Annotated in this window: 24 protein-coding genes; 12 read left to right on the top strand and 12 right to left on the bottom strand. The window is 59.1% G+C overall.

Annotation, left to right across the window (positions count from 1 at the left end):
* The coding region (locus ACP5VX_RS03755) for a metal-dependent hydrolase (RefSeq protein WP_428724561.1) at positions 1-411 on the top strand (411 nt) is incomplete at its 5' end.
* A gap of 29 nt (positions 412-440) precedes the next feature.
* Here ACP5VX_RS03755 and ACP5VX_RS03750 read toward each other — a convergent pair.
* Positions 441-2141 carry a hypothetical protein gene (locus tag ACP5VX_RS03750; protein WP_428724560.1) on the bottom strand — a complete coding sequence of 567 codons (1701 nt, stop codon included), beginning with the start codon at positions 2139-2141 and terminating at the stop codon, positions 441-443.
* A gap of 112 nt (positions 2142-2253) precedes the next feature.
* Here ACP5VX_RS03750 and ACP5VX_RS03745 point away from each other — a divergent pair, with 112 nt between their 5' ends.
* The 7 genes from ACP5VX_RS03745 to ACP5VX_RS03715 all read left to right on the top strand — a co-directional run bounded on the left by ACP5VX_RS03745 (position 2254) and on the right by ACP5VX_RS03715 (position 7727).
* A complete protein-coding gene (locus tag ACP5VX_RS03745) occupies positions 2254-3171 on the top strand; it encodes an ATPase (protein ID WP_428724559.1) in 918 nt (305 codons plus the stop codon).
* The gene (locus ACP5VX_RS03740; RefSeq protein ID WP_428724558.1) at positions 3155-4093 is read left to right on the top strand and encodes a translation initiation factor eIF-2B; all 939 of its coding nucleotides are present in this window, start codon (positions 3155-3157) and stop codon (positions 4091-4093) included. Before ACP5VX_RS03745 ends, ACP5VX_RS03740 begins: the two co-directional genes overlap by 17 nt.
* Positions 4086-5090, top strand: a complete 1005-nt coding sequence (locus ACP5VX_RS03735) for a ribose 1,5-bisphosphate isomerase (RefSeq protein ID WP_428724557.1) — start codon at positions 4086-4088, stop codon at positions 5088-5090. Before ACP5VX_RS03740 ends, ACP5VX_RS03735 begins: the two co-directional genes overlap by 8 nt.
* Positions 5068-5418 carry a hypothetical protein gene (locus ACP5VX_RS03730; protein ID WP_428724556.1) on the top strand — a complete coding sequence of 117 codons (351 nt, stop codon included), beginning with the start codon at positions 5068-5070 and terminating at the stop codon, positions 5416-5418. Before ACP5VX_RS03735 ends, ACP5VX_RS03730 begins: the two co-directional genes overlap by 23 nt.
* A gap of 9 nt (positions 5419-5427) precedes the next feature.
* Positions 5428-5802 carry a metal-sulfur cluster assembly factor gene (locus tag ACP5VX_RS03725; RefSeq protein WP_428724555.1) on the top strand — a complete coding sequence of 125 codons (375 nt, stop codon included), beginning with the start codon at positions 5428-5430 and terminating at the stop codon, positions 5800-5802.
* A 63-nt stretch (positions 5803-5865) separates the two neighbouring features.
* Positions 5866-7248 carry a serine--tRNA ligase gene (gene serS / locus ACP5VX_RS03720; RefSeq protein ID WP_428724554.1) on the top strand — a complete coding sequence of 461 codons (1383 nt, stop codon included), beginning with the start codon at positions 5866-5868 and terminating at the stop codon, positions 7246-7248.
* Between the two features lie 116 nt (positions 7249-7364).
* Positions 7365-7727, top strand: coding sequence for a hypothetical protein (locus ACP5VX_RS03715; protein WP_428724553.1), 363 nt, complete (start codon positions 7365-7367; stop codon positions 7725-7727).
* 234 nt (positions 7728-7961) lie between these two features.
* On the opposite strand, the gene ACP5VX_RS03710 is transcribed toward ACP5VX_RS03715, so the two are convergent.
* The 4 genes from ACP5VX_RS03710 to ACP5VX_RS03695 form a co-directional block, all read right to left on the bottom strand.
* Positions 7962-8774, bottom strand: a complete 813-nt coding sequence (locus ACP5VX_RS03710) for a PfkB family carbohydrate kinase (protein WP_428724552.1) — start codon at positions 8772-8774, stop codon at positions 7962-7964.
* 10 nt (positions 8775-8784) lie between these two features.
* On the bottom strand, positions 8785-9036 hold the full coding sequence (locus ACP5VX_RS03705; RefSeq protein ID WP_428724551.1) for a hypothetical protein: 252 nt from the start codon (positions 9034-9036) through the stop codon (positions 8785-8787).
* A 166-nt stretch (positions 9037-9202) separates the two neighbouring features.
* Positions 9203-9388 carry a hypothetical protein gene (locus tag ACP5VX_RS03700; RefSeq protein WP_428724550.1) on the bottom strand — a complete coding sequence of 62 codons (186 nt, stop codon included), beginning with the start codon at positions 9386-9388 and terminating at the stop codon, positions 9203-9205.
* Between the two features lie 8 nt (positions 9389-9396).
* Positions 9397-10041 carry an MBL fold metallo-hydrolase gene (locus ACP5VX_RS03695; protein ID WP_428724549.1) on the bottom strand — a complete coding sequence of 215 codons (645 nt, stop codon included), beginning with the start codon at positions 10039-10041 and terminating at the stop codon, positions 9397-9399.
* A 61-nt stretch (positions 10042-10102) separates the two neighbouring features.
* Between ACP5VX_RS03695 and ACP5VX_RS03690 the strand changes: the two genes are divergently transcribed.
* Both ACP5VX_RS03690 and ACP5VX_RS03685 read left to right on the top strand, forming a co-directional pair.
* A complete protein-coding gene (locus tag ACP5VX_RS03690; protein ID WP_428724548.1) occupies positions 10103-11506 on the top strand; it encodes a glycosyltransferase in 1404 nt (467 codons plus the stop codon).
* Positions 11507-11559: 53 nt separating this feature from the next.
* Positions 11560-14217 carry an ATP-dependent helicase gene (locus ACP5VX_RS03685; RefSeq protein ID WP_428724547.1) on the top strand — a complete coding sequence of 886 codons (2658 nt, stop codon included), beginning with the start codon at positions 11560-11562 and terminating at the stop codon, positions 14215-14217.
* Here the strand turns inward: ACP5VX_RS03685 and ACP5VX_RS03680 are convergent.
* Genes ACP5VX_RS03680 through ACP5VX_RS03665 form a run of 4 tightly spaced genes read right to left on the bottom strand, consistent with a single transcriptional unit; the run spans position 14187 to position 15901 of the window.
* Positions 14187-14933: a DUF2192 domain-containing protein gene (locus tag ACP5VX_RS03680; RefSeq protein WP_428724546.1), complete on the bottom strand. Its 747-nt coding sequence runs from the start codon at positions 14931-14933 to the stop codon at positions 14187-14189. The two genes, ACP5VX_RS03685 and ACP5VX_RS03680, sit on opposite strands and share 31 nt — an antisense overlap.
* The gene (locus ACP5VX_RS03675) at positions 14923-15198 is read right to left on the bottom strand and encodes a hypothetical protein (RefSeq protein ID WP_428724545.1); all 276 of its coding nucleotides are present in this window, start codon (positions 15196-15198) and stop codon (positions 14923-14925) included. The genes ACP5VX_RS03680 and ACP5VX_RS03675 overlap by 11 nt, the downstream gene beginning before the upstream one ends.
* Before the next feature lie 12 nt (positions 15199-15210).
* The gene (locus ACP5VX_RS03670; protein ID WP_428724544.1) at positions 15211-15600 is read right to left on the bottom strand and encodes a hypothetical protein; all 390 of its coding nucleotides are present in this window, start codon (positions 15598-15600) and stop codon (positions 15211-15213) included.
* Positions 15578-15901 carry a DNA-binding protein gene (locus ACP5VX_RS03665; RefSeq protein ID WP_428724543.1) on the bottom strand — a complete coding sequence of 108 codons (324 nt, stop codon included), beginning with the start codon at positions 15899-15901 and terminating at the stop codon, positions 15578-15580. Before ACP5VX_RS03665 ends, ACP5VX_RS03670 begins: the two co-directional genes overlap by 23 nt.
* Positions 15902-15984: 83 nt before the next feature.
* Between ACP5VX_RS03665 and ACP5VX_RS03660 the strand changes: the two genes are divergently transcribed.
* Complete coding sequence (locus ACP5VX_RS03660; RefSeq protein ID WP_428724542.1) at positions 15985-16914, top strand: hypothetical protein; 930 nt, start codon at positions 15985-15987, stop codon at positions 16912-16914.
* Here the strand turns inward: ACP5VX_RS03660 and ACP5VX_RS03655 are convergent.
* A complete protein-coding gene (locus tag ACP5VX_RS03655) occupies positions 16901-18115 on the bottom strand; it encodes a PLP-dependent aminotransferase family protein (RefSeq protein WP_428724541.1) in 1215 nt (404 codons plus the stop codon). The genes ACP5VX_RS03660 and ACP5VX_RS03655 overlap by 14 nt on opposite strands.
* A gap of 130 nt (positions 18116-18245) precedes the next feature.
* On the opposite strand from ACP5VX_RS03655, the gene ACP5VX_RS03650 reads away from it, so the two are divergent.
* On the top strand, positions 18246-19826 hold the full coding sequence (locus ACP5VX_RS03650) for a B12-binding domain-containing radical SAM protein (RefSeq protein WP_428724540.1): 1581 nt from the start codon (positions 18246-18248) through the stop codon (positions 19824-19826).
* 13 nt (positions 19827-19839) lie between these two features.
* On the opposite strand, the gene ACP5VX_RS03645 is transcribed toward ACP5VX_RS03650, so the two are convergent.
* Both ACP5VX_RS03645 and ACP5VX_RS03640 read right to left on the bottom strand, forming a co-directional pair.
* A complete protein-coding gene (locus ACP5VX_RS03645) occupies positions 19840-20247 on the bottom strand; it encodes a Zn-ribbon domain-containing OB-fold protein (RefSeq protein WP_048163315.1) in 408 nt (135 codons plus the stop codon).
* A gap of 5 nt (positions 20248-20252) precedes the next feature.
* Complete coding sequence (locus ACP5VX_RS03640) at positions 20253-21311, bottom strand: hydroxymethylglutaryl-CoA synthase (RefSeq protein WP_428724562.1); 1059 nt, start codon at positions 21309-21311, stop codon at positions 20253-20255.
* Positions 21312-21340: the final 29 nt, after the last annotated feature.

Raw genomic sequence — 21340 nt, 5'->3', positions numbered from 1 at the left:
GGGTTTTCAGCGGGGCTCCTAGTCGGTAGGCTCTCCGCCTCCGACTTGTTTCTACTCTCGCTTCTCGGGGTCCTCGGCGGCGTCTTCCCGGACTTCGACCTGCGCCACGCCCACAGGGTAGCCCTCCACAACCTGCTGTCGTCCTCGATAGTCTCGCTAGGCCTCTACTCGGTCCTAGCCATGGCGGGGGTGGACGCCCAGACGCGGATCCTGGGCACGGTGTGCTTCCTCGCCGGCTGGCTGAGCCACCTGCTCCTCGACTCCCTGACTCTCAAGGGCGTCGCGTTGCTCTACCCCTTCAGCAGGAGGATGTACGGCCCGAGGCTTCTAAAGTCGGGGGACTGGAAGGGGGAGGCTCTCGCCTGGTTGATTAGCGGTGTACTAGTCTACGCGGCTCTCAAGACGTGGTGAAAAACCCTCGTGTTAAGGCGGGCTAGGCGTCAGCTAGAGTACTTGAGGCCCCTTCTCAAGACTACGTATAGACCCACGTTGAGGACCACTACAGCGGCTAGACCCATCGTCACGTAGAGCCTGGCCTGGTTGAGCATGTTCTCCGCCTGCCCGATCCTGCTCTCGTACTCGTTGAGCTTCACGGTCAGGTTCGCAACAGACGCGTTGCAGTTCCCCGCGTTGACCAGCAGGACGTTGACCGTCTCGTTCAGGCTGGCCACCTGCGTCCTGAGGCTGTCGACCGTCTTCGTCAAGTTGTCGATGTAGCCCTGCATCTGGAAGCCTGTCGAGACGAGCGCCGAGGCGGAGGGGTAGTAGAGCCTCGAGTACGAGAGCAGGAGCGTCTCGAACACCCTCTGGTCTACCACGCCGCCGAGTGCCAGCGTCTGGTTGAAGCCCGCCGGCCTGAGTACGAGGGCGAGGCCCTCCGAGTACCCGAGCTTACTGTAATCCCTCACCTCGACCAGGACCCTCGTGCCGTACCTGACCACGTCCAGGCTGTAGCCCTGGGCTACCAGCGAGCTTATAGCCTCCGGGCTCGACGTGGCGTCGTAAACACCTGGCTGGACGACTGGGAGGCCTATGCTAGCCCCGCCCGCGACCACTGTGAACGGGCTGTAGACTACGACCGTCGAGTTGATGCCTAGGAAGGTGCGGAAGTCGTTCACGATGGACAGGACGTTGGTTACGGTCATGTTCAAGAGGGTGTTGTAGGTATTCTCGTCCACCAGGCCCTTTAAGGCGCTGAGCCTCTGGAACAACGGGTAGTACATCAAGTAGAAGCCGCCGCTAGTGTACCAGGTGGCCTTGACTACTAGTGCGCTGTAGAACTTACAGGACTGGTTGTACGCCCAGACAAGGGCGTCGAGCGGTAGAGACCTGAGCAGGTCCCGGGGGTAGAGCTCGAGTAGGACTACGGGCTCTGTGAAGCTGCCGTAGAAGCTGTTGAGCCACCCGCTGGACTTCAGCGTCCCCGGGAAGAAGAGCGTGGCCTTGTTGCCCGAGATAGAGACTATCTTGAACTTGAGGTAGTACATCCCCTGGGAGACGTTCAGCCCTGCGGGCACCGAGACCGCGAAGCTCGGGGTCTCCAGCGTCTTGTTGTCGAACTGCTGTACGACGTCGTAGTTGGTGAGGTTGAGCGCCAGGCCGCTACTCGTGTTTGTCAAGACGATCGACGTGTTGAGGGCGCTCCAGTAGACGCTCCCGTTGACGTCCACTGTGAACAGCTGTGGGGGTATGTAGTTGCCTGTAATGTTGAAGTACGGGTTTATACTCATGGCCGTCGAGTTCGGGTTGACACCAGGCACCCCTATGAACACCGTGAAGTTCCCTCCCCAGACCTCGTTGACGAAGGACTGGTTGACAGCTGAGACGAGGTCGACCGGCTTGTTGTCGACGAGAGCCGTCGTCTCGTTCACCACTACAGTGGCGAGGCCGAGCGAGGGGTCAACGAGCTTAAGCAGGTGGTAGAGGTAGTCGTAGGGGGGCTGGGGTCTCACGACCTCGACAACCGTGCTGTTGGCGTTGAGAGCCCCCGTCGCGTTCAGCAGGCCTAGGTCCGCACCGGGGGCGTAAACTACGATCAGCCTCATGGTCTGAGAGAGGTTCTGTGACTCCACCGGGGCTAAGCTGACCAACAACGACAAAGCGATGACCAGTACTACTAGCACGGGGTAAGCTCTACTCACAGCTGTACCACCGTTAATCCTAGTTTAAACAGCACACGAAATTAAAAAGACTACCTGGAGAGGCGGATCGCCCCACGCGAACAGTTTAATTTGGTGCTGGGCTCCAGCAAAGATGGGGCGAGGCCTTGTCCCGGCCATGAGGCTGCTCGTCGCAGGCCTACTCCCGTTCGAGTCTGGGAAGACGACGCTCGTCTTGGGGCTCGTCGAGGAGATGAAGGAGAGGGGTCTCAAGGCCGGTTACTTCAAGCCGGTGGCCGGCCACAACGGTTGGTTTCAGGCGGACACCCTCGAGTACACGGTCTCGCTAGGGGTCCTGGTGGGCCACGACGTATACGTGGTGGCTGAGAGGCTCGGGCTCACCGAAAAAGCCGCCATCTTAAACCCGGTCGACGTCCTCTCACTACCGATCGACCCCTTCAGCGCGAAGACGACGCCCAGAGCCTACGTGGACTTGATGAGCTCCAGCCTAGGTACGGCCGTGATGGCGCGTTTCACAAGGTTGAGAGGGGGCGTCGTCGAGCACGTGTACTACATGGTCGAGGACAACGTTGCCAGGCTGTCGCCTGTTTCGGCCGAGCTCCTCTCGAGGGTACTGGAGGCCGTCGCGGGCGGAGGGGCGATCGAGAGAACCACTACGAGGGGCCTCGAGAAGCTCTTAGACGACCCATCTACTTACGCTGAGGTAGACCGCTTCCTCGAGCTGCTCGGAGGCTACGACCACCTGATCATTGAGGGGTACAACGACGTCTCGGCGCCGACACCCGGCTCTTGCACAGCCGACTACGTCGTTGTCGTAGCGCCCACGAGAGCGGCGCTGTACGACGGGCGGAAGTACTGTAGAGCCGTCGAGGTGATCGCCCCTGGAAGGCCGTGGGTCGTTCGCTCCTTGAGCGTAGTCGAGATAGCCGGGAGGCCGATCAAGGTTTTCAACGTCCATCCCCTGGGTCACGGTGCTGAGTTTAAAAGAAGCGTGAGCGATATACTTGATACAATAACTGGAGTGCGTGGACGGGATGAGCGAGCTTTCTAAGCACGGTTTCGCCCCGAGGGCTACGGGTAGTGAGCTTCTAATGGACCTCTTGAACGAGTCTCTCAAGGTGGCCGGTGGGAGGGACTGCAGAGACCTCGTGAGGTTCCTGAAGGAGAAGTACCTCCTCTACGCCAGGGAGAGGCCGGGTTCCGCCGGCCTGTTCAACACGATCAGGTCCATCCTGGAGTACATTAGGGAGAACGGGTGCACGGGTGTCCGGGAGTTCGTCGAGGGGTTCAGGGACAGGTACGACAAGGCTTTGTGGGCTGCCAGCGAGGTGATGGCTAAGCGTATCGTCGACGGGGACGTCATCATGACGAACAGCAATAGCGTGGCCGTGAGGAGGCTCTTCGAGATACTCGTGAGGAACAAGGTCAAGTTCAGCGTCTACGTCCTCGAGTCCAGGCCCGGCATGGAGGGGCTCGTACTCGCAGACTACCTCGACAAGCTCGGGGTTGAGACGTACCTCGTCGTAGACTCCGCTGCGAGGTTCTTTATGAAGAACGTTGACAAGGTAGTGTCGGGCGCGGAGGCCGTGGCCGCGAACGGGGCCATAGTCAGCAAGGTCGGCACGAGCCTTATGGCGCTCGCCGCTAGCGAGGCCAGGGTCAGGTTCTTCGCGATAGCGCCGACGCTCAAGATCAGCCTCGAGACGATCTACGGCGAGTTGGTAAAGCTGCCCGAGGGCGACTGGAGGCTGCTCATGGACGAGGAGACGAGGAGGGCGATGCCCGAGAAGTACACTGCTAGGGCCCCTCTCTACGACGTAACCCCTCCGAACATGGTGGACGGCATAGCGACCGAGCTAGGCCTGTATCCGCCCCAGTCGATCCCCATCCTGGTCAAGACGATCTACGGGACCTACCCCCCGCAGCTGAAGCCCCTGGACTCGCTCTTCGCCGAGTTGTTGGGAGGTGGTTGAGTTGAGCACCATACCCCAAGAGGTACTGGACATAGCCGAAGGGATAAGGTCGATGAGGATCAGGGGTGCTGGTAAGATAGCGAGGTCTGCTGCCGAGGCTCTGAGGATAGCCGCGGAGAAGTACCAAGGCGAGAGAGAGCCCTCGGTCTTCAGGAGGTACATGGCTAAGGTGGCCGACACCCTTATAGAGACGAGGCCGACCGCGGTGAGCCTACCCAACGCCGTCATGTACGTTATGCAGGCGGTGTTCCGGCAGACAAGCGACTTCGACGAGCTGAGGAGGGGGGTGATAGACGCAGCAAACAAGTTCATCGAAGACAGCCTCAACGCTGTGAAGAGGATAGCCGAGTTCGGGAGCAAGAGGATCAGGGAGAACTCCGTTATACTGACGCACTGCCACAGCACGGCAGCGGTGTCGGTGATAACGGAGGCCTACAGGCAGGGGAGGGTGGTGAAGGTCTACAGCACGGAGACGAGGCCCTTCTACCAGGGGAGGATAACTACGAGGCAGCTGCTCGAGAACGGGGTGCCGGTGGTTCAGATCCCGGACAGCGCCGTGAGGTACATCATGCACGAGGTCGACCAGGTCGTGATCGGCGCCGACACGATAACGAGCAACGGGGCAGTAGTGAACAAGATAGGGACTAGCCAGGTCGCGCTAGCCGCTCACGAGGCTAGAGTTAGGGTGTTCGTAGCGGCTGAGACTTACAAGTTCTCCCCGATGACCGTTATAGGAGAGCTGGTGCCGATAGAGTTCAGGGACCCAACAGAGGTAGTCCCCCGCGAGTGGTTGGAGAAGCACAAGAACGTGAGGGTTCTAAACCCGTCCTTTGACGTCACCCCACCCGAGTACATTGACGCTATAATCACGGAGGTCGGTGTGATCCCGCCGCAGGCGGCCATCATGGTCTTGACCGAGAGGCTCGGCTGGGCGATCGATAAGATTAAACAGGCTGGTTTAACAAAGCTTAGGTTTGAAGACCTTGTGGAGGATTGAGATGAGCGAAGAGGCGGCCAAGCTGAAGAGCGAGATCGTAAGGTTGATAGACGAGAGCAGGGACGTGGAGGTCAAGATGGCGTTCTACAGCGACGAGAGAGTGCAGTCGATAATGGACAGGCTGAACAAGGAGTGGGAGAGCAACGGCTACAAGGGGATACCCCTGGACTACGCCACGGTAGACGAGTTGAAGACCCTCCACAGCCTAGCCAAGTTCTACTCGACGCACCCCACGGGAGCCTATAGGGAGTTCATGAGGGCCGCCTACGGGATCCCCTCGGCCAAGCCCGAGAAGAGGAGCTGGTGGAGGAGGCTGCTGGGCTTGTAGGTGTCCTCCATGAGCGGGCCGTCCGACGACGAACTCAAGAAGAGGGTCATAGAGATCCTCGAGACCATAGCAGACCCGGAGATAGGGATAGACGTCTACAACCTGGGGATGATATACGGCCTCGAGGTCGGCGGGAACAAGGTCAAGGTAAGAATGACTCTGACTACCCCGTTCTGCCCTCTCGCCAACATACTGCCGCTCATGGTCGAGGAGGAGTTGAAGAAGAAACTAGGGGTTGAGGTTGAAATAGAGCTCGTCTACGACCCCCCGTGGAACCCGCTGATGATGACCGAAAAGGGCAGGAGGATGTTCAAGGAGAGGTTCGGATACGACATAGTGGAGGAGTACAAGAGACAGTTGGAGTCGGAGAGGTTCGAGTACTAGCGACCAAAAGATTTTTACAATCCGCACCCCTTTCAATTCACATTGTGACGCGGGGCGAGCTACGTGAGCTGGAGTATACTCAAACTTCTCAGGGAGAACCCTGAGGAGCTGAAGAACCACGTCAGGAAGAGGTTCATGGACGTCTCCATAGTCGACGAGGCCCTCAAGGCGGACTTGGAGTGGAGGAGGATACTCGCGGAGATACAGGAGCTCAGGCACAAGCACAACTTGATCAGCAGAGAGGTCTCGAGGCTACAGGGCCCGGAGAGGGAGGAGAAGATCAAGGAGGCCAAGGAGCTACTGTCGCTCATCGAGGTGTACGAGAAGAAGCTCAGCGAAGTCGAGGCGAGGAGGGAGGAGCTACTGCTAAAGCTCCCGAACATCGTCCACGAGAGCGTCCCGATCGGCCCAGACGACTCGTACAACGTCCCGATCAGGTTCTACGGGAGGCCCAAGGTCTGGACGGGCTTCCTGGAGCAGTTCAAGCAGCAGACCGAGAGGTACGGGTTCAAGGTCGACTACGAGCTGATCGACTGGAAGCCCGTTGGGCACGCCGACATGCTAGAGAACGTGCTAGGGCTAGGCAACACGGTCAAAGCGGGCGAGGTGGCTGGCAGCAGGTTCTACTACCTGTTCGACGACATAGTATTCCTGGACATGGCCCTGCTCGCGTACGCTATAGACTACCTGACTTCGAAGGGCTACACCCTCGTCCTACCCCCGTACATGTTGAGGTTCAAGTACATACAGGGCGTCATAGACTACGCGACCTTCAAAGACGCCATATACAAGATCGAGGGCGAGGACCTGTACCTGATCGCCACCGCAGAGCACAGCCTAGCCGCACTACACGCCAACGAGGACATACCAGAAGAGGCCCTCCCCTTGAAGTACGTGGGTGTCAGCCCGTGCTTCAGGAAGGAGGCGGGGGCCGGTAACAGGGACTTGAAAGGCATTTTCCGCGTACACCAGTTCCACAAAGTCGAGCAGTTCGTGTTCGCCAAACCCGAGGAGAGCTGGGACATAATGGAGGAGCTGATAAACAACGCCGAGGAGCTGTTCAAGGGCCTGGAGCTCCCGTACAGGGTCGTGAACATAGCCAGCGGGGACCTCGGAGCCCCCGCTGCGAAGAAGTACGACCTCGAGACCTGGATGCCCGCCCAGGGCCTGTACAGGGAGATGGTGAGCTGCAGCAACGTGACGGACTGGCAGGCCTACAGGCTGAAGATTAGGCTTGTGAGGAGGAAGGGGATGGTGAAGGAGTACGTCCACACGCTGAACTCGACGGCTATAGCCAGCACGAGGACTATAACGAGCATACTCGAGAACTACCAGGAGCCGGACGGCGTGGTAGTCGTGCCCAAAGTTCTGAGGAAGTACCTCGAGCCCTTCAACAAGGCCCCGAAGGACGCTATACACCCTGTTAAGAGAGAGAAAGTCGCGTGAGGCGCTCCCCTGTAGCCCACCCCTTTGTACACACGGGCCTCACCGCGACCAACGCCTGCTCAGCGCTTTAAAAGAGATCCCGGGTCTAGTTAAGCCTGTGACAGGGCGTGGTCTTGTTGGAGGAGCCGGACGTCAAGGTAGAGATCTACCTAGTACTGGGGTTCGACGAGGAGAGCGACAAGGCGCTTAGAGTTGCCTGGGATGTCGCTGAGAAGATGCTCGAGAGGGGTATCTGGGTCGTCGTGACACCCTCTCACGACTGGCTCCTCGACCCCATGCTAGCGGAGGCCTCGGACTACCCCAAGGTCTTCGTCAACGGGAGGCTGATGTTCATAGGGAGGTCGCCTACAGAAGAAGAGCTCGTGAACGCTATAGAGGACAGGCTGGGCCTCAAGACGAGGCCGAGGAGCGAGGAGGCGGCCGTGTACGGGTCGCGGGGTGAAGATGGGTTTCGTGAAGTAGCTATTGCCTACGTTTAGACTCCTATTCTCACGCTTATAAGGGTCTTTAAACAAAAACACTATTGCAGAGCGGGGCTCCACCCAGGGCGATTTGGGCAAAGCCCGCCAGCTTTCAGCGGGCTCGTATGGCTATTTCAGCACACAGTAAACGAGTAGACCACCATACGAGTAACATTAGGATTCCAGCAGTGGCATTTAGTGTACAGGGCTTTTTTAGGGAGCTTGAGTAGGGTGGAGCCCCGCGATGAAGCACTACCTCCTGTCCCTCTCCAAAAGCCACTTGTCCGTCTCCTCGAGCGCGTACTCGACGGCCTCCTTCACTGGTAGCCCCTCCACGACTCCAACGAACAACCTGGCCAGGAAGTAGTCCCCGGACCCCGTCTTGTCCCCCACCCTCACCCGCTCCCGCCCGACTACCTCGAAACCCTCCCTGTGGACGACTACAGGCGGCTTGAACCCCTCCGTTACGACTACGTAGCCGTCCCGTAGCAGTTTACGCAATTTCCCGAGAGCCTCGTCCTTACTGCTCGACCCGGTCAACGCGAGGAGCTCAGCAGCGTCCATGTGTAGCACGTCGAAAACCCCTACGAGCTCGCGCACGTCCCCGCTCCCCCTCAAGGCGAGGGGGCCCAGCCTCCTCTCCCTTACAAAGCCCTGTACGTCACCTGCTAGGACGATCGACTTGATCCTCAGGCTCTTCAACAGGCTCGGCGTAACCTCTCCCAGCACTGGGTTGACCACCGTGTAGCACAAGCCCGAGTGCTCGTCTACACTGCTGAGTTGTGGAGACATCTCCGCGACCTCCATCACCCGTTCCGTGTCGAGGTAGGTTATCCTGAACACCATCGAGGAGGTCGAGTAGGAGGGGTTCACCTTGAACTCCATCAGCCCGTTGACTAGGAAGAGCCAGTGGGGGCCCACGGAGTAGACTTCTGGTTTAACGCCCTCGTCGAGAAGAGAGAGCGCGGTGTAGTAGACCCCGCCGCCGGTCCTAACCGCGACCCCACGGCTCGTCACGATGACGTCCACTGTGGGGTTCCCGTAGACGCAGACCCTTCCACGCAACTCCCGCCCCCTAGCGAGACTTAGCCCTGAACGCGCTCCTCGCGTGGTAGTCCCGTATGTGGTATATGAGGTCTTCGACTGTGTAGAAGAAGACCGGCTCTTGCTTCCCCTTACCGGTCCCCCCGCCGAGGCAGGTCTCCCGGGCGTTGACGCATATCGGGCAGGTGATCATCCCGGTTATCCTGTCGCGACACGTCCAGAAGACTATCCCGTGCGACTCAACCCTGAACTTCTCCCAGCGCGGCTCCCACGTGTAGCTCATTCGACCACCTAGCCCCTCAATGCCAATATCGGGACCTAACCGGCTTAAACCGGGCAGGCCCCGAAGACTGGGGGCCCCGGTGCCGGGGCTTTAGCCGGTCGGCACGCGTGTACTCAGCCGGTTGATCCCTCTTCATCGCCTCCAACTCGGCGGCCTAAAGTAGTCATCACCTATTCTTAAACCATCTGAAGTAGTCTCTTATAACGTTCCAGATCAACAATATCTCGTTAACCCTCTTCTCCGCATCTACTCTCCTCAACGCCATCTTCTTGACCATAAACTCAACACTCGCCTTTCTAATAGCCTCGAGCTCGCTCCCTACCGACTCGTAGTGTCTTACCTCCTCGCTCAAGTCCACCACTAAGGCGGCGAAGGGACGACGACCTTGCCCTTATACTCCTCCAGCTTGAAGGTGTTGGTGGGGAGCCTGACCACCTCGTAGCCTCTAACGAGCTTCAGGAACTCGTCGACGGGGGCTAAGGGCAGGTTCAGCCCCTTCACCCAGTAGTGTATAGGCATGACGTTGACGGGCTTCGCCTTCTCGACGGTCTCCCAGGCCTCTCTCGCGTCTATGGTGAAGGTCCCGCCGACGGGGAGCATTAACAGGTCTACGCCGGTAAGCTCTGCTAGGACGTCGCCCGAAGGCACGTGCCCTATGTCCCCTAGGTGAGCTACCCTTACACCCTCAGCCCGCACCACGTAGACGTAGTTCTTCCCTCGCCGCCTGCCCTGCGCCTTGTCGTGGTACGTCACAAAGCCCTTAACCACCACGTCGTCGAGCCTGCTCTCGCCTGCGAACTCCATTAGGACCCTGCTCTTGTCCTTCCTCACAACCTCCACGGCGTTGTGGTCGAAGTGGGCGTGCGTGACGAGAATTAAGTCGCCCTTGACCGATGGGGGCTTTAAGCCCAGGCTACCCCCGTCGTGGGGGTCTATGACAATAGTGTAGCCGTTGGAGAGGGTTATAGACACGCACGCGTGCCCGTGCCACGTAATGGTGACCAAAACGGCCCCCTCACACTAAAATAGCTGTGGGCTATCTATTAAGTCTATCCTGGTGCCAGGTTTGAGCCCGCTCGACTCGACAGGACTGATCGGGGTAGCCCTGTTTCTCCTGCCGCAGACGCTGTTCTTCGCGTTCTACAGCCTACTCGGCCTCTACTCTAAGAGGTACTCCGAGAAGAGGGGGTCTGAAGCCTACCTGGGCGAAACGGTCTCCATTATTATACCCGTGAAGGGTGAGCCCCCCGACTACGTCGAGACGGCGCTGAAGAGGTTGAGCGAGCTCAGCGGTACTGTGAACTTCGAGGTGATCATAGTCTCCGACGACCCGCCCGAGTTCCTCGAGTACCTCAGGAGGCTCGTAGACGAGTGGAGGGGGAGGCTCAGGGTCTACTACGTTTGGAGGAGCGAGCCGAGGGGGTTTAGAGCGGGCGCCCTCAACGTGGGCCTGTCCGCCTCAACAGGGGAGTACGTGTACGTGATGGACGTCGACTCCTTCTTCGACCCCTGCCTCATACTGAGGGGGGTCTCTCTACTCAAGTCTAGCGAGAGGCTGGCAGGCGTTGTGGGGAGGTGGAGCGTGTGGAACAAGGGTAGCAGGCTCAGCGAGGCGCTGGCGTACAACATGGAGTACGTAGTTAACGTGTTGTTCAAGGCGAGGTCCGCCCTCTCGCTCAACATCTTCCCCCTCGGCACCGGTACTCTATTCAAGGCGAGCGTGCTGAAGGAGCTTGGCGGGTGGGACGAGAAGAGGTTACAGGACGACATGGACTTGGGCGTGAGGCTGTACAGGAGGGGCTACAGGGTCGAATACGTAGACTCGTGTAGGGTCTACGTCGAGGCCCCAACGAGATACAGCTCCTTGAGGGTGCAGCAGGAGAGGTGGGCTTACGGGGCTACGGACGTCCTGCTCGCGAGGCTCGGCGCCCTCCTGAGAAGCCCGGTCAGCCTGGTCGGCAAGTTCGAGTCGGCGCTGTTCTTGAGCCAGTACACTGTAGTACTCCTCCTTTGGGTCGGCTTCGCCGTCACCGTGGCCGCGAGCCTTTTGGGAGGAGTGGACTATACGGCCAAGTACGCGTTTGTCACCGGGGCTTGGCTGTTCTCCCAGGCCCTCTTCGCTGCTGTGGAGACCTACACCCTGAGAGCCGGGTTGAGAGAGAGCGCTGTTAACCAGGGGAGAATGGCCGCTGTCACAGTCGCGTTGTCGGTGCCGATACTCAGGGGTGTGATGAAGGCCCTTGCCAGGGTGAGACAGGAGTATAAGAGGACCCCGAAAGGGCTCTTCGAGAGGAGGATGCGCGTGAGTGGGGTCTCCGGGGAGCTGGCGCTACTAGTGGCTTTAGTGGTCGTCTTATTCCTCGTCGCTCTCCGTAAGTACGTCCTGCTGTCTCTTATTACAGGCATGTACACGGTCAGCGTTGTATATACTTTAATAAGGTGGCCTAGAGATATCATCGGGTTGAAATAGCCCGGTTTAAATCCAAACCTTAGTATAGTAGGTTGGAGGGGTCGCGGCTTCTAATGGAGTATGCCAAGGACAACCTCAGCGACGACGAAGTCCTGGGCATGCTGCTGCCTTTCGTGAGAGCCTGGTTTACTCGGAAGTACGGCAGGATGACCCCGCCGCAGAGGATGGCTATACCGTACATTATGCAGGGACGGAACGTCCTGATATCCTCGCCCACGGGGACGGGTAAGACCCTCGCCGTCTTCCTCGGGATCATAAACAACCTGTACAAGGAGTACCTCGAGAAGGGGAGCCTCCCCGAGGGCATCGTAGTCGTCTACGTCAGCCCTCTCAGGGCCCTGAACAACGACATGAGGAGGAACCTCTACGAGCCGGTCAAGGAGATAATGGAAGAGGCGAAGAGGCAGGGAGTCGAACTCCCGGAGATCAAGATCGCCGTGAGGACGAGCGACTCAAAGCAGAGCGAGAAGCAGAGGATGCTGAGAGACCCGCCTCACATCCTAATAACCACCCCCGAGAGCCTGGCGCTGTCCTTGAACGCGCCAAAGTTCAGCGAGAAACTGAGGAACGCTAGGGTCGTGGTGGTCGACGAGATACACGAGCTGGCCTCCAGTAAGCGCGGTAGCCACCTCAGCCTCAGTATAGAGAGGCTCGAGTATTTGACGGGCAGAGAGCTACAGAGGATAGGGCTCAGCGCGACGATCGCCCCCTTAGAGGACGTCGCGTTGTTCCTCGTGGGCTACAGAGACGGGGACGAGCCCCGCGACTGCGTGATCGTCGACGCGAGGTTCGCGAAGCCGATCGACATAAGGGTGATCGCCCCCGTCAAGGACTTGATACATACGCCAGCCGAGGCCGTGAACGAGGCTATATACAAGACCCTGATCGGGATGATCAAGAGGCACAAGACGACGCTGGTGTTCACGAACACTAGGAGCGCCACGGAGAGAGTCGTGTACAAGCTCAGAAAGATCATGGAGAGCGAGAAGGTCGTAGACGTCGACGAGATTGAGGCCCACCACAGCAGCCTCAGCAGGGACGTGAGGCTGGAGATCGAGGAGAAGCTGAAGAACGGGGCCCTGAAGTGCGTCGTGAGCTCTACTTCCCTGGAGCTGGGGATAGACATCGGCCACATAGACCTCGTGGTGCTCCTCAGCAGCCCGAAGAGCGTTACGAGGCTTTTGCAGAGGGTCGGCCGTGCGGGGCACCACATAAGGGAGGTGAGCAAGGGCAGGCTGATCGTGGTGGACAGGGACGACCTAGTCGAGTGCGCTGTCCTCGCTAAAGCGGCCATGGAGAGGAAGATCGACAAGATAAGGATACCCAGGAACCCGCTAGACGTCCTAGCCCAGCACATAGTGGGGATGGCGCTCGAGAGGAAGTGGAGCCTCAAGGAGGCGTACGAGCTGGTCAGGAGGTCCTACAGCTTCCACGACCTCCCCTACGAGGACTTCGTGAGCGTTGTGAAGTACCTCGCAGGCCAGCTCGGCGACTTCTACGAGTACAACAAGGTCTACTCGAAGATATGGCTCGACGAAGAGGAGGGGGTGTTCGGGAAGAAGAAGAGCACGAGGATGATCTACTACCTCAACTTGGGCGTGATACCCGACGAGAGCAAGGCCCACGTCTTCACTACTGAGGGCAAGTACGTGGGAGACCTCGAGGAGGCCTTCGTGGAGTACCTGACGCCGGGAGACCTCTTCGTCTTGGGCGGCAGGGTCTACGAGTACCTCGGCAGTAAGGGGCTGAAGGTCCTGGTGAGGAGGGCTGACGGGGCTAGGCCGACCGTGCCCAGCTGGTTCAGCGAGATGCTCCCGCTAGCCTTCGACTCAGCCCTGCTCGTAGGGAGGTTCAGGCGGGAAGTAGCCGACAAGCTAGTGAGAGACGGCTTCGAGGAGGCGGTGAGGTTCGTCGCGAAGGAGTACAACCTAGACGAGGACGCTGCCAGGTCCGTCGTGGAGTACGTCTGGGAGCAGTACAGCTACACTGGGGGCCTCATACCGAGCGACAAGCTGATCTTGATCGAGGTCTTCGACGAGGAGGACAGGCGCAACGTGATAGTCCACAGCCTCTTCGGTAGGAGAGCCAACGACGCCCTGTCCAGGGCGTACGCGTACATCGTCTCAAAGACTGTGGGAGCCAACGTCAAGATCACGGTAACCGACAACGGCTTCATGCTGACCCTCCCGGGCCACCCCAGCGCAGACTGGGTGGGTCTCTTCAAGTCGATAAACCCCGACGAGCTCTACGACATCCTGGTCAGAGTCTTGAGGAGGACTGAGCTGCTAAAGAGGAGGTTCAGGCACGTGGCTACGAGGTCGTTTATGCTCCTCAGGCGCTACAGGGACGTGGAGAGGAGTATCCAGAAGCTCCAGGTGAACGCCGAAGAGCTCCTTAAGGCCGTCGAGGAGATAGAGAACTTCCCCGTCCTGAAGGAGACGTACAGGGAGATCCTAGAGGACTACATGCACATAGACGAGGCCAGGAAGGTCCTCGAGTGGGTGAGGGAGGGGGAGGTAGAGGTCAGGCTCTTCGGGCCTGTAGACGTGCCCAGCCCCTTCGCCCACTCGATAGTAGTACACGGCTACAGCGACGTGGTGCTTATGGAGGACATAAGGAGGATGCTCGCGATACTCTACGACCAGGTAATGGAGAAGCTGAAGAAGCTGGGCGTACAGCTTCAAGTGGGCGGGGTGGAGGAGGTCTCCTGACCCTCCTCTAGAGACAGCACCTCCCGCAGCCTCTCTTTTGGAACCCCGAAGACGTTCTCGGCTATAACGGCTATGTAGTCGTCGCTGGGAGTCGACTTGGGGAACCCCAGCCTTATCGCTAGTGCTCTTTTGAATGCCTCTTTAAATGTCCTGTTCCTGATCTCGCCCTTCTTTATCCCCTCCGCTATCCTCAGCGCGATGAAGAACCTGACGTAGTTCTTGATCGTCTTCTCCTCCTCGCTCATGGTCTCCGAGACTACCTTGAACACCTTCGCTACCTCCTCCTCGCTCATGAACCCCAGTACGAACTTCACGAGCGGGAGCCTCAGCATCCTGGCCACCGTGTTGCTGTCGACGACGTTGGTTGGGGAGACGCCCTTGAGTATGCTCTTCGCCTTCTCCTTGTCCCCGCTCATCAAGCTCGACAGGGCCTCTTCGAGCGCCTCCTCGATGTAGAAGATCTTCTTCAAGACCTCCGGGTAGTCCCTGTCGATGTTGAGCCCGTACTTTGCTATCACGTAGATGGTCGCCATCTCCTTGTCGTATATGTCGCTTGGGACGGACTTCCCCATTATCGGCTTCAAGCCGTGCCTCTCGTACTCCCTTCTCAGCATCTCGACGGCGTCCGCCCTCCCTATGTTCTCGATGTTGTGTATGAACTTGCTCAGCAAGTAGACGGCTAGCTTGACCCTCTCCCTGTGGGGGCTAGACTCCACCCGCGTCACCCCTCCACTCCAAGACCCTCTGGAGGACTCTCTTCAGCCCTATGTCCAGGCTCGTTGCTCCAGAGTAAACTCTAACGGTGTTTTTCCTAATATTGATTACAACCTTAACAACTTTTTCCTCCCTAACGCGGAAGAACAAGTTTATCTTGGACGACTTGACCTCGACCCCCGCGAGCTCCGTGTGCCCGAGTCTCCTCTTCAGGTATCTTAATCCCGCGTCGATGAGGCTCTCCACAAGCCTCCTCGATGGGGGCACGTGCGGCCACCTCTACCTCCAGCCCTCTCTAAGCCTGACGAGCCCGAGCGTCTCGCACGCCTCGACGAGCCACCCCGCGTACAGGGACGACACGTAGTCGCAGGCCTGGTTCTCGGGCACCACCACGCCCTTGCTGAGCCTCATCGCCTCGGAGGCCAGCCTACAGTCCAGCCTGGCTGCGAACTTCCTCTTCAACGCGTCGATCACCTCCAAAAGGCTCCTCCGTTCCTCGAAGATGCGCATAGCGTACTCCATGTCCTCCCTCGTCAAGGTGTAGTCCTCGGGCTTAAGACCTCTCTCTCGCGCGAGCTCGACGTACCTGAGGAGCGTCTCGTAGTCCCCTACGACCCTCCCAGTGGCTAGTAGGGGCCTTTTTTCTTCACTCCCCTGCGACCGACTCAACTATCCTCTCTCTCGCCTTCTTCCTCAGTCTCGGGTCGTCTATCATGGTGATCAAGGTCTTAACCGAGCTTAATATGTCTTCGACCAGGACTTCGTATACCTTCTCTTTCTCGTAGGGGGCCAGTATGCTCAGAGCCCTGGAGATCACCTCGTCGTCGGGGTACGCCCGCCTGTAGACGTACTTCCGTACAGCGGTCGGGGAGACGCCCAGCTCGGAGGCCAGCTGCTTTATACTCCTAGATGACAGGAGGACGTCGATTATCTTCAGCCTCGCCTCTCTACTGACCCAGTGGAAACTCATGGTTCTTCATCACAATAATAAACCCAGTACGGGGTAACATAAATACCTTGAAGCCCTCGTCACGTGAGCGCAGGGTGTAGTGTTTGAGGAACAAGGCAGTGGTGTACGACGGCTCCTTAAGCTACTCCGACATGCCGGCGGTAGTCCTGAATAGAGGCATGGTGCTAGTCAAGAACAGCATGGCCTACGTGGGCTTCCAGGACGAGGAGCTACTGGAAGGGCGCGAGCCCGTCATCCTCCCGAGGCTTCTGGGCTCCGTTTGCGCCGGTCGGGTGATCGAGGCGCCCGAGCACCCTCACTTAACGGGGAAGTTCATAGTCACAAACCCGCTCGTTGGGGGGTCGAGGAGCGTCCTCGACGTGGACGGCTGCCTCTCGACGTACTTTCAAGTCGACCCCAAGAGGGTCTACGGGACCTACCCCGCCTTGGAGCCGGTCAACCTGCTAGAGCCCTACGCGTCGCACGCCCTCGAGCTCGCGGGCAAGTCGGAGGGGAACACACTCGTCTTAGGCTGTAACGTCGTCGGGATCATGACTGCGATCGCCCTGAGGGACAAGGGGCTAGAACCGTACTTGCTGTGCGAGAAGTGCCTCGCCCAGGCTAAGAAGTTGGGTCTCAGGGCCTTCAGGAACGTCGGCGACCTGCCGCTAGACCTGGAGACGCTCGTGGTAGTAGAGGCCGCGCCGTCGTTGTGGGACCTAGCCGACAGGAGCCCGCTGAGGAGGCTCGTGGTCTCGGGTTTCTCGGGCACGAGGAGCCTGCGCCTAGGCCTGTCGAGAGAGCTGGTGGTCGTCTACCTCGACACCGTAACACCCGCGACCGGCGGGGAGGCGAGGAGGCTGGCCGAGAGGGCCTTGAGTCTGGTCAAAGTCTTCAACGTGAAGAGCGTCGAGGAGGCTGTAGGCCTCCTCCCGCCGAGGGGGCTCGGCACAATACTGAGGGTCTCCGGGCCCAGTGAAAAGAGCCAGGCTGGTGGCGAGCAGGGCGGGGCTGCGAGCCCTACTCGTTCTTGATTAAAGCAGACAGCCTCCTCACGCCCTCGTATATCTCGTCGAACGTTGGGTAACTGAAGTTGATCCTCATCGTGTTGTGACCTGTGCCGTCCACGAAGAAGCTGGCGCCCGGCACGTAGGCGATCTTGTACTTGGTGATAGCGACCTCGAGGAGCTTGGTCGTGTTGAAGCCCTCCTTGTTGACCTTCACGAATATGAATAGGCCGCCGATGGGCTTCGTGTAGTCCACGTAGTCCGGTAGGTAGTCCTCCATAGCCGAGAGCATGGCGTCCCTCTTCGACTTGTAGTAGGGTGTAGCGACCTTCACCATCCTGTCTATCAGGCCCTTCTTCACAGCCTCAGCCACGATGAACTGCGTGAGGGTCGGGCTGTGGAGGTCCAGGTACTGCTTGACCAGCTCGAACTTCCTCGTGAGGTCGTCTAACGCGGCGATCCAGCCGATCCTCAGCCCTGGGGCCAGCACCTTGCTCACGGTGCTCAAGTAGATGACTCTGCCGTACTTGTCGATGGCCTTCAGGGGCGTCGTGTCTGCGCCGTCCTCGTATATTATGTAGCTGTAGGGGTCGTCCTCGACCACCATCACGTCGTACTCCTCTGCCAACTCGATGATGTGCTTCTTCCTGTCGAGCGTGAGGGAGGTGCCTGCGGGGTTGTGGCCCACGGGAATGGTGTATATGAACTTCACCCTCTCACCGCTGTTCTTAAGCGACCTGAGCTTCTCCTCCAGCTTGTGCGTGTCCATACCGTGCTCGTCCATCTCGACCCCCACCAGCCTGGCACCTGCTATCTTGAAAGCCCCTATTGCTGCGAGGTAGGATGGGTTCTCCGTTACGACGACGTCGCCTGGGTCTATCATGCCCCTGGCCACGATGTCCAGGGCCTGCTGGCTCCCTGTCGTTATGATGAGGTCCTCCGCGTCTGTCTGGATCCCCTTCGTCCTCCTCATGAAGTCCGAGAGTATCTCTCTCAGCTCGATCAGGCCCTTCGTCTCGCTGTACTGGAGGGCGTCGTCGCCGTACTTCAGTATGACCTCTCTCGCTATGTCGGCCAGCTCGCTTTTGGGAAAGAGCTTCGGGTCTGGTATACCCCCGGCGAAGCTTATCACGTCCTTCCTGTGCTTTATGATCGCGAGCAACTCCCTGATGTCCGAGGCTTTAATACCGACAGCCAACCTACTATAAAACTTGTCGTAAGCGGGCATCACAGAGCCCAGTTAGCAGTTATCCTGATCATATATTAAAAGCTTTACGTCCCCAAGTGTGTATATATCATACTTATCCGTTTATACGTAGTTTTTAAAGACAGTGCGGAGATCACAATATTGAGCCGCGGTGTTCGAGCTGGTCGAGTTAAACAGGGTGTTGAAAAACCCCCTCAGGGTCAACGCGAGAGTCGCGTACGTCTACCCCGGTAAGTACGAGGTGATGACGTCTAGTCTAGCCCACGACATCATATACACGTACGTCAACAGAAGAGAGGACGTCTACCTCGAGAGGTTCACCGCGGATAAGGTAGGTGCCGGGTACAGGAGTATAGAGACGGGTAGCCCGCTGAGGGACTTCGACGCGGTGTTTACCACGCTACACTACGAGCTGGACGTCGTCGAGCTCGTCGAGATCTTGGAGTCCTCGGGCTTGCCAGCGAGGCGGGAGGATAGAGAGATACCCGTGATCGCGGGCGGGCCCGTCGTCATGGCCAACCCAGCGCCGTACACGAGGGTGGTCGACGCGTTCGTGGTAGGCGAGGTCGAGGCCACGATCGACAGGGTGGTCGACGCCATCTCCGCTAGGGCGGGCGAGGGGAAGAAGGCCGTCCTCGAGGAGCTGTCTCAGCTAGACTACGTCTACGTCCCAGGGTTCAACGAGGGGGCGGTGCGGAGGTACGCGCCCAGCCTAGACGACGTCGAGTACCCTGTGCGGCAGGTCTTCGACCCCGACAGGCAGCCGGCCTTCGGCCTCGGGTTCAAGCTCGAGCTCTCCCGGGGCTGCCTGTTCCACTGCTCTTTCTGCATGGAGTCTAGGCTCTTCCAGCCCTTCAGGCACAGGTCTCTCCAGAAGACTGTCGAGCTCGTCGAGAAGGGGCTCGAGTACAACCGGCTCGAGAGAGTGGTGTTGTACGCTCTCTCGTTCCCTGTGACGAGAGAGGACGTGAAAGTCCTAGAGTACCTGGCCGGGAGGGGTGTGAGGGCTGTCCTACCCTCCCTCAGGCTCGAGAAGCTCGGCGACGAGGTGCTGGAGCTGATAAGGCAGGTGGGGCAGAGGGAGCTCACCCTAGCCCCGGAGTCCTTCAGCGTCTTCGCCCAGAGAGTCCTGATGAAGTACCCCGGGCTCGTGGAGCTGGCCAAACACAAGGTCGGGTCGGTCGTCAGAGCCGGTTTCGACGTGAAGCTCTACTTGATATACGGGGTTAAGGGGACGGGGGCCGAGGACGTGCTCGAGACTGTGAGGATTGCCAGGGAGCTCGCGAGCATGGCAAAGGAGCGGGGTAGGAGGCTCGTCCTGTCCTTCAACCCGCTAATACCCAAGGCCAGGACGCCCTTCGCCTACATCGGTATGATGGGCCTGGACAGGCTCTCGAGGCTAGAGAAGTTGGTAGACAGGGAGCTGAGGGGGTTCGCCAGAGTGAGGGAGTTCAACGTGAAGACCTCGTTCGTCCAAGCGTCCCTCTCGTTGGGCGGCGAGCAGGTCGCCGACTTAGTGCTGGAGTGGTCGCTGAGAGGCGGGGGTTACGCGAACTGGGTGAAGTTGGCGAGAGAGAGGGGTGTAGACCTGCGCTACGTCTTCAACGGGCTCGACCCCGATTCAGAGCCGCCTTGGTCCAATATAGTGGTGGACGGGCTCGAGGAGAAGGTGTTGAGGGCCCAGGTCGAGGCTATTAAACACCTCGTAGGGTCGGCGGGCGAAAAACAGTAGGGGCTCTACAGCGCTACTTCACTACCGGCCTGTACGAGACCAGGTAGTATATGAGCCCCGACTCCCCGTCCTCGTTTACCCTCCTCAGTACAGGCTCGAGTAGCATGCCCGTCTTCAGCTCGCTCACGTCTACGTCTGTTATCCTAGTCAACAGTCTCGCCTTCGACTCAGTGGTCTCCACGATGCCTATCACGACCGGCCTCTTGTCCTCGAACCCCTCGGCGGCGCTGTAGATCACCGTGTAGGTCAGCAGGACTGCTCTCTCGTTCAGTAGCTCCACCTCCTCCACTCTCGTGGACCCGCAGAGCCGGCACCTGTCGTTGTAGGGGTAGACTACGCGGCCGCAGTCCAGGCACTTCGCGGCCTTCAGCCTGTAGTAGGTCTGCCTTTCACGCCAATACCTGGGTATAGAGAACCTCATACCGGTCACCCTATCCGCTTGATCAGGCTCCTCGACCTGGCGTAGAAAGCGTAGTCGACGACCTTCTTCCTGGAGAGGTAGTCCACGACCTTAGGGGCCTTGTCCCTCTTCTCCAACACCCTGTCCGTCACCACTATACTGTACGCGTCGCTCCCAGCCCCGCTACCGAAGGGGGCGAGCAGTATCCTGGAGCCCGGTCTAGCCTCGTCGAGCACCTTGGAGAGGCCTATGAGAGCCGAGGAGTTGTAGCTGTTCCCTATCAACGGCGTGACGAGGCCCGGTTTGACCTTCTCGACGGGGATGTCTAGCATCCTGGCCACCTGCACGGGGAACTTCCCGTTGGGCTGGTGGAAGATCGCGTAGTCGAAGTCGCTGGGTCTGAGCCCCGTCTTCTCCATCAAGCCCTTGACAGCGCCCACGATGTGGTGGAAGTACGCGGGCTCACCGGTGAAGGCCTCTCCGTGTAGCGGGTACGGGGCGTGGGCCCTCCTCCAGAAGTCGGGCGTGTCCGTCACGTAGGTGTAGCTGGCCTCGAACACCGCGGCCGCCTCGCTACTGGGACCTATAACCAGCGCCGTGGCGGCTGAGGAGGCCGTGTACTCCAGGACGTCGCCGGGGTTTGCCTGAGCGGTGTCCGAGCCGATAACTAGTGCGTACTTTATGAGGCCGGACGCCACCGACGCGATGCTTATCCTGATCGCCTCGCTCGCTGCCCTGCACGCGAACTCAAGGTCTGACGCCATGGTGGAGGGCGTTATACCCAGGGCCTCGGCTATGACGGTGGCAGAGGGCTTGACAGCGTAGGGCTTGCTCTCGGTCCCGAACCACACCGCCCCTATCTCCTTAGGGTTGACACCCGCCCTCTTGAGGGCGTTTAGAGCCGCCTCCCAGCCCATTGTAATGGCGTCCTCGTCGTAGCCTGCGACGCTCTTCTCGGCCACGTCTAGTTCTCTCGGCTGCTCCGGGTTGAAGCCCCAGACCCTGGTTATCTCGCTGAGGGGCAACCGGTACCTCGGTATGTAGCTACCCCAGCCGACGATCCCCGTCAAGTCCTCGGGCTTCATACACGCTACCTCTTCGCGTAGAGCCAGCA

This window comes from Thermogladius sp., assembly GCF_049970955.1.
Taxonomy (GTDB): domain Archaea; phylum Thermoproteota; class Thermoprotei_A; order Sulfolobales; family Desulfurococcaceae; genus Thermogladius.
Note: the sequence above shows the minus strand (reverse complement) of the source record. Positions and strands in the feature narration are given on the sequence as shown.

Bases quoted from the DNA above. Each gene is read 5' to 3' on its own strand.
- ACP5VX_RS03745 (WP_428724559.1), top strand. From the start codon at position 2,254: ATGGGGCGAGGCCTTGTCCCGGCCATGAGGCTGCTCGTCGCAGGCCTA.
- ACP5VX_RS03740 (WP_428724558.1), top strand. From the start codon at position 3,155: ATGAGCGAGCTTTCTAAGCACGGTTTCGCCCCGAGGGCTACGGGTAGT.
- ACP5VX_RS03725 (WP_428724555.1), top strand. From the start codon at position 5,428: ATGAGCGGGCCGTCCGACGACGAACTCAAGAAGAGGGTCATAGAGATC.
- ACP5VX_RS03705 (WP_428724551.1), bottom strand. From the start codon at position 9,036: ATGAGCTACACGTGGGAGCCGCGCTGGGAGAAGTTCAGGGTTGAGTCG.
- ACP5VX_RS03685 (WP_428724547.1), top strand. From the start codon at position 11,560: ATGGAGTATGCCAAGGACAACCTCAGCGACGACGAAGTCCTGGGCATG.
- ACP5VX_RS03665 (WP_428724543.1), bottom strand. From the start codon at position 15,901: ATGAGTTTCCACTGGGTCAGTAGAGAGGCGAGGCTGAAGATAATCGAC.
- ACP5VX_RS03655 (WP_428724541.1), bottom strand. From the start codon at position 18,115: ATGCCCGCTTACGACAAGTTTTATAGTAGGTTGGCTGTCGGTATTAAA.
- ACP5VX_RS03645 (WP_048163315.1), bottom strand. From the start codon at position 20,247: ATGAGGTTCTCTATACCCAGGTATTGGCGTGAAAGGCAGACCTACTAC.
- ACP5VX_RS03640 (WP_428724562.1), bottom strand. From the start codon at position 21,311: ATGAAGCCCGAGGACTTGACGGGGATCGTCGGCTGGGGTAGCTACATA.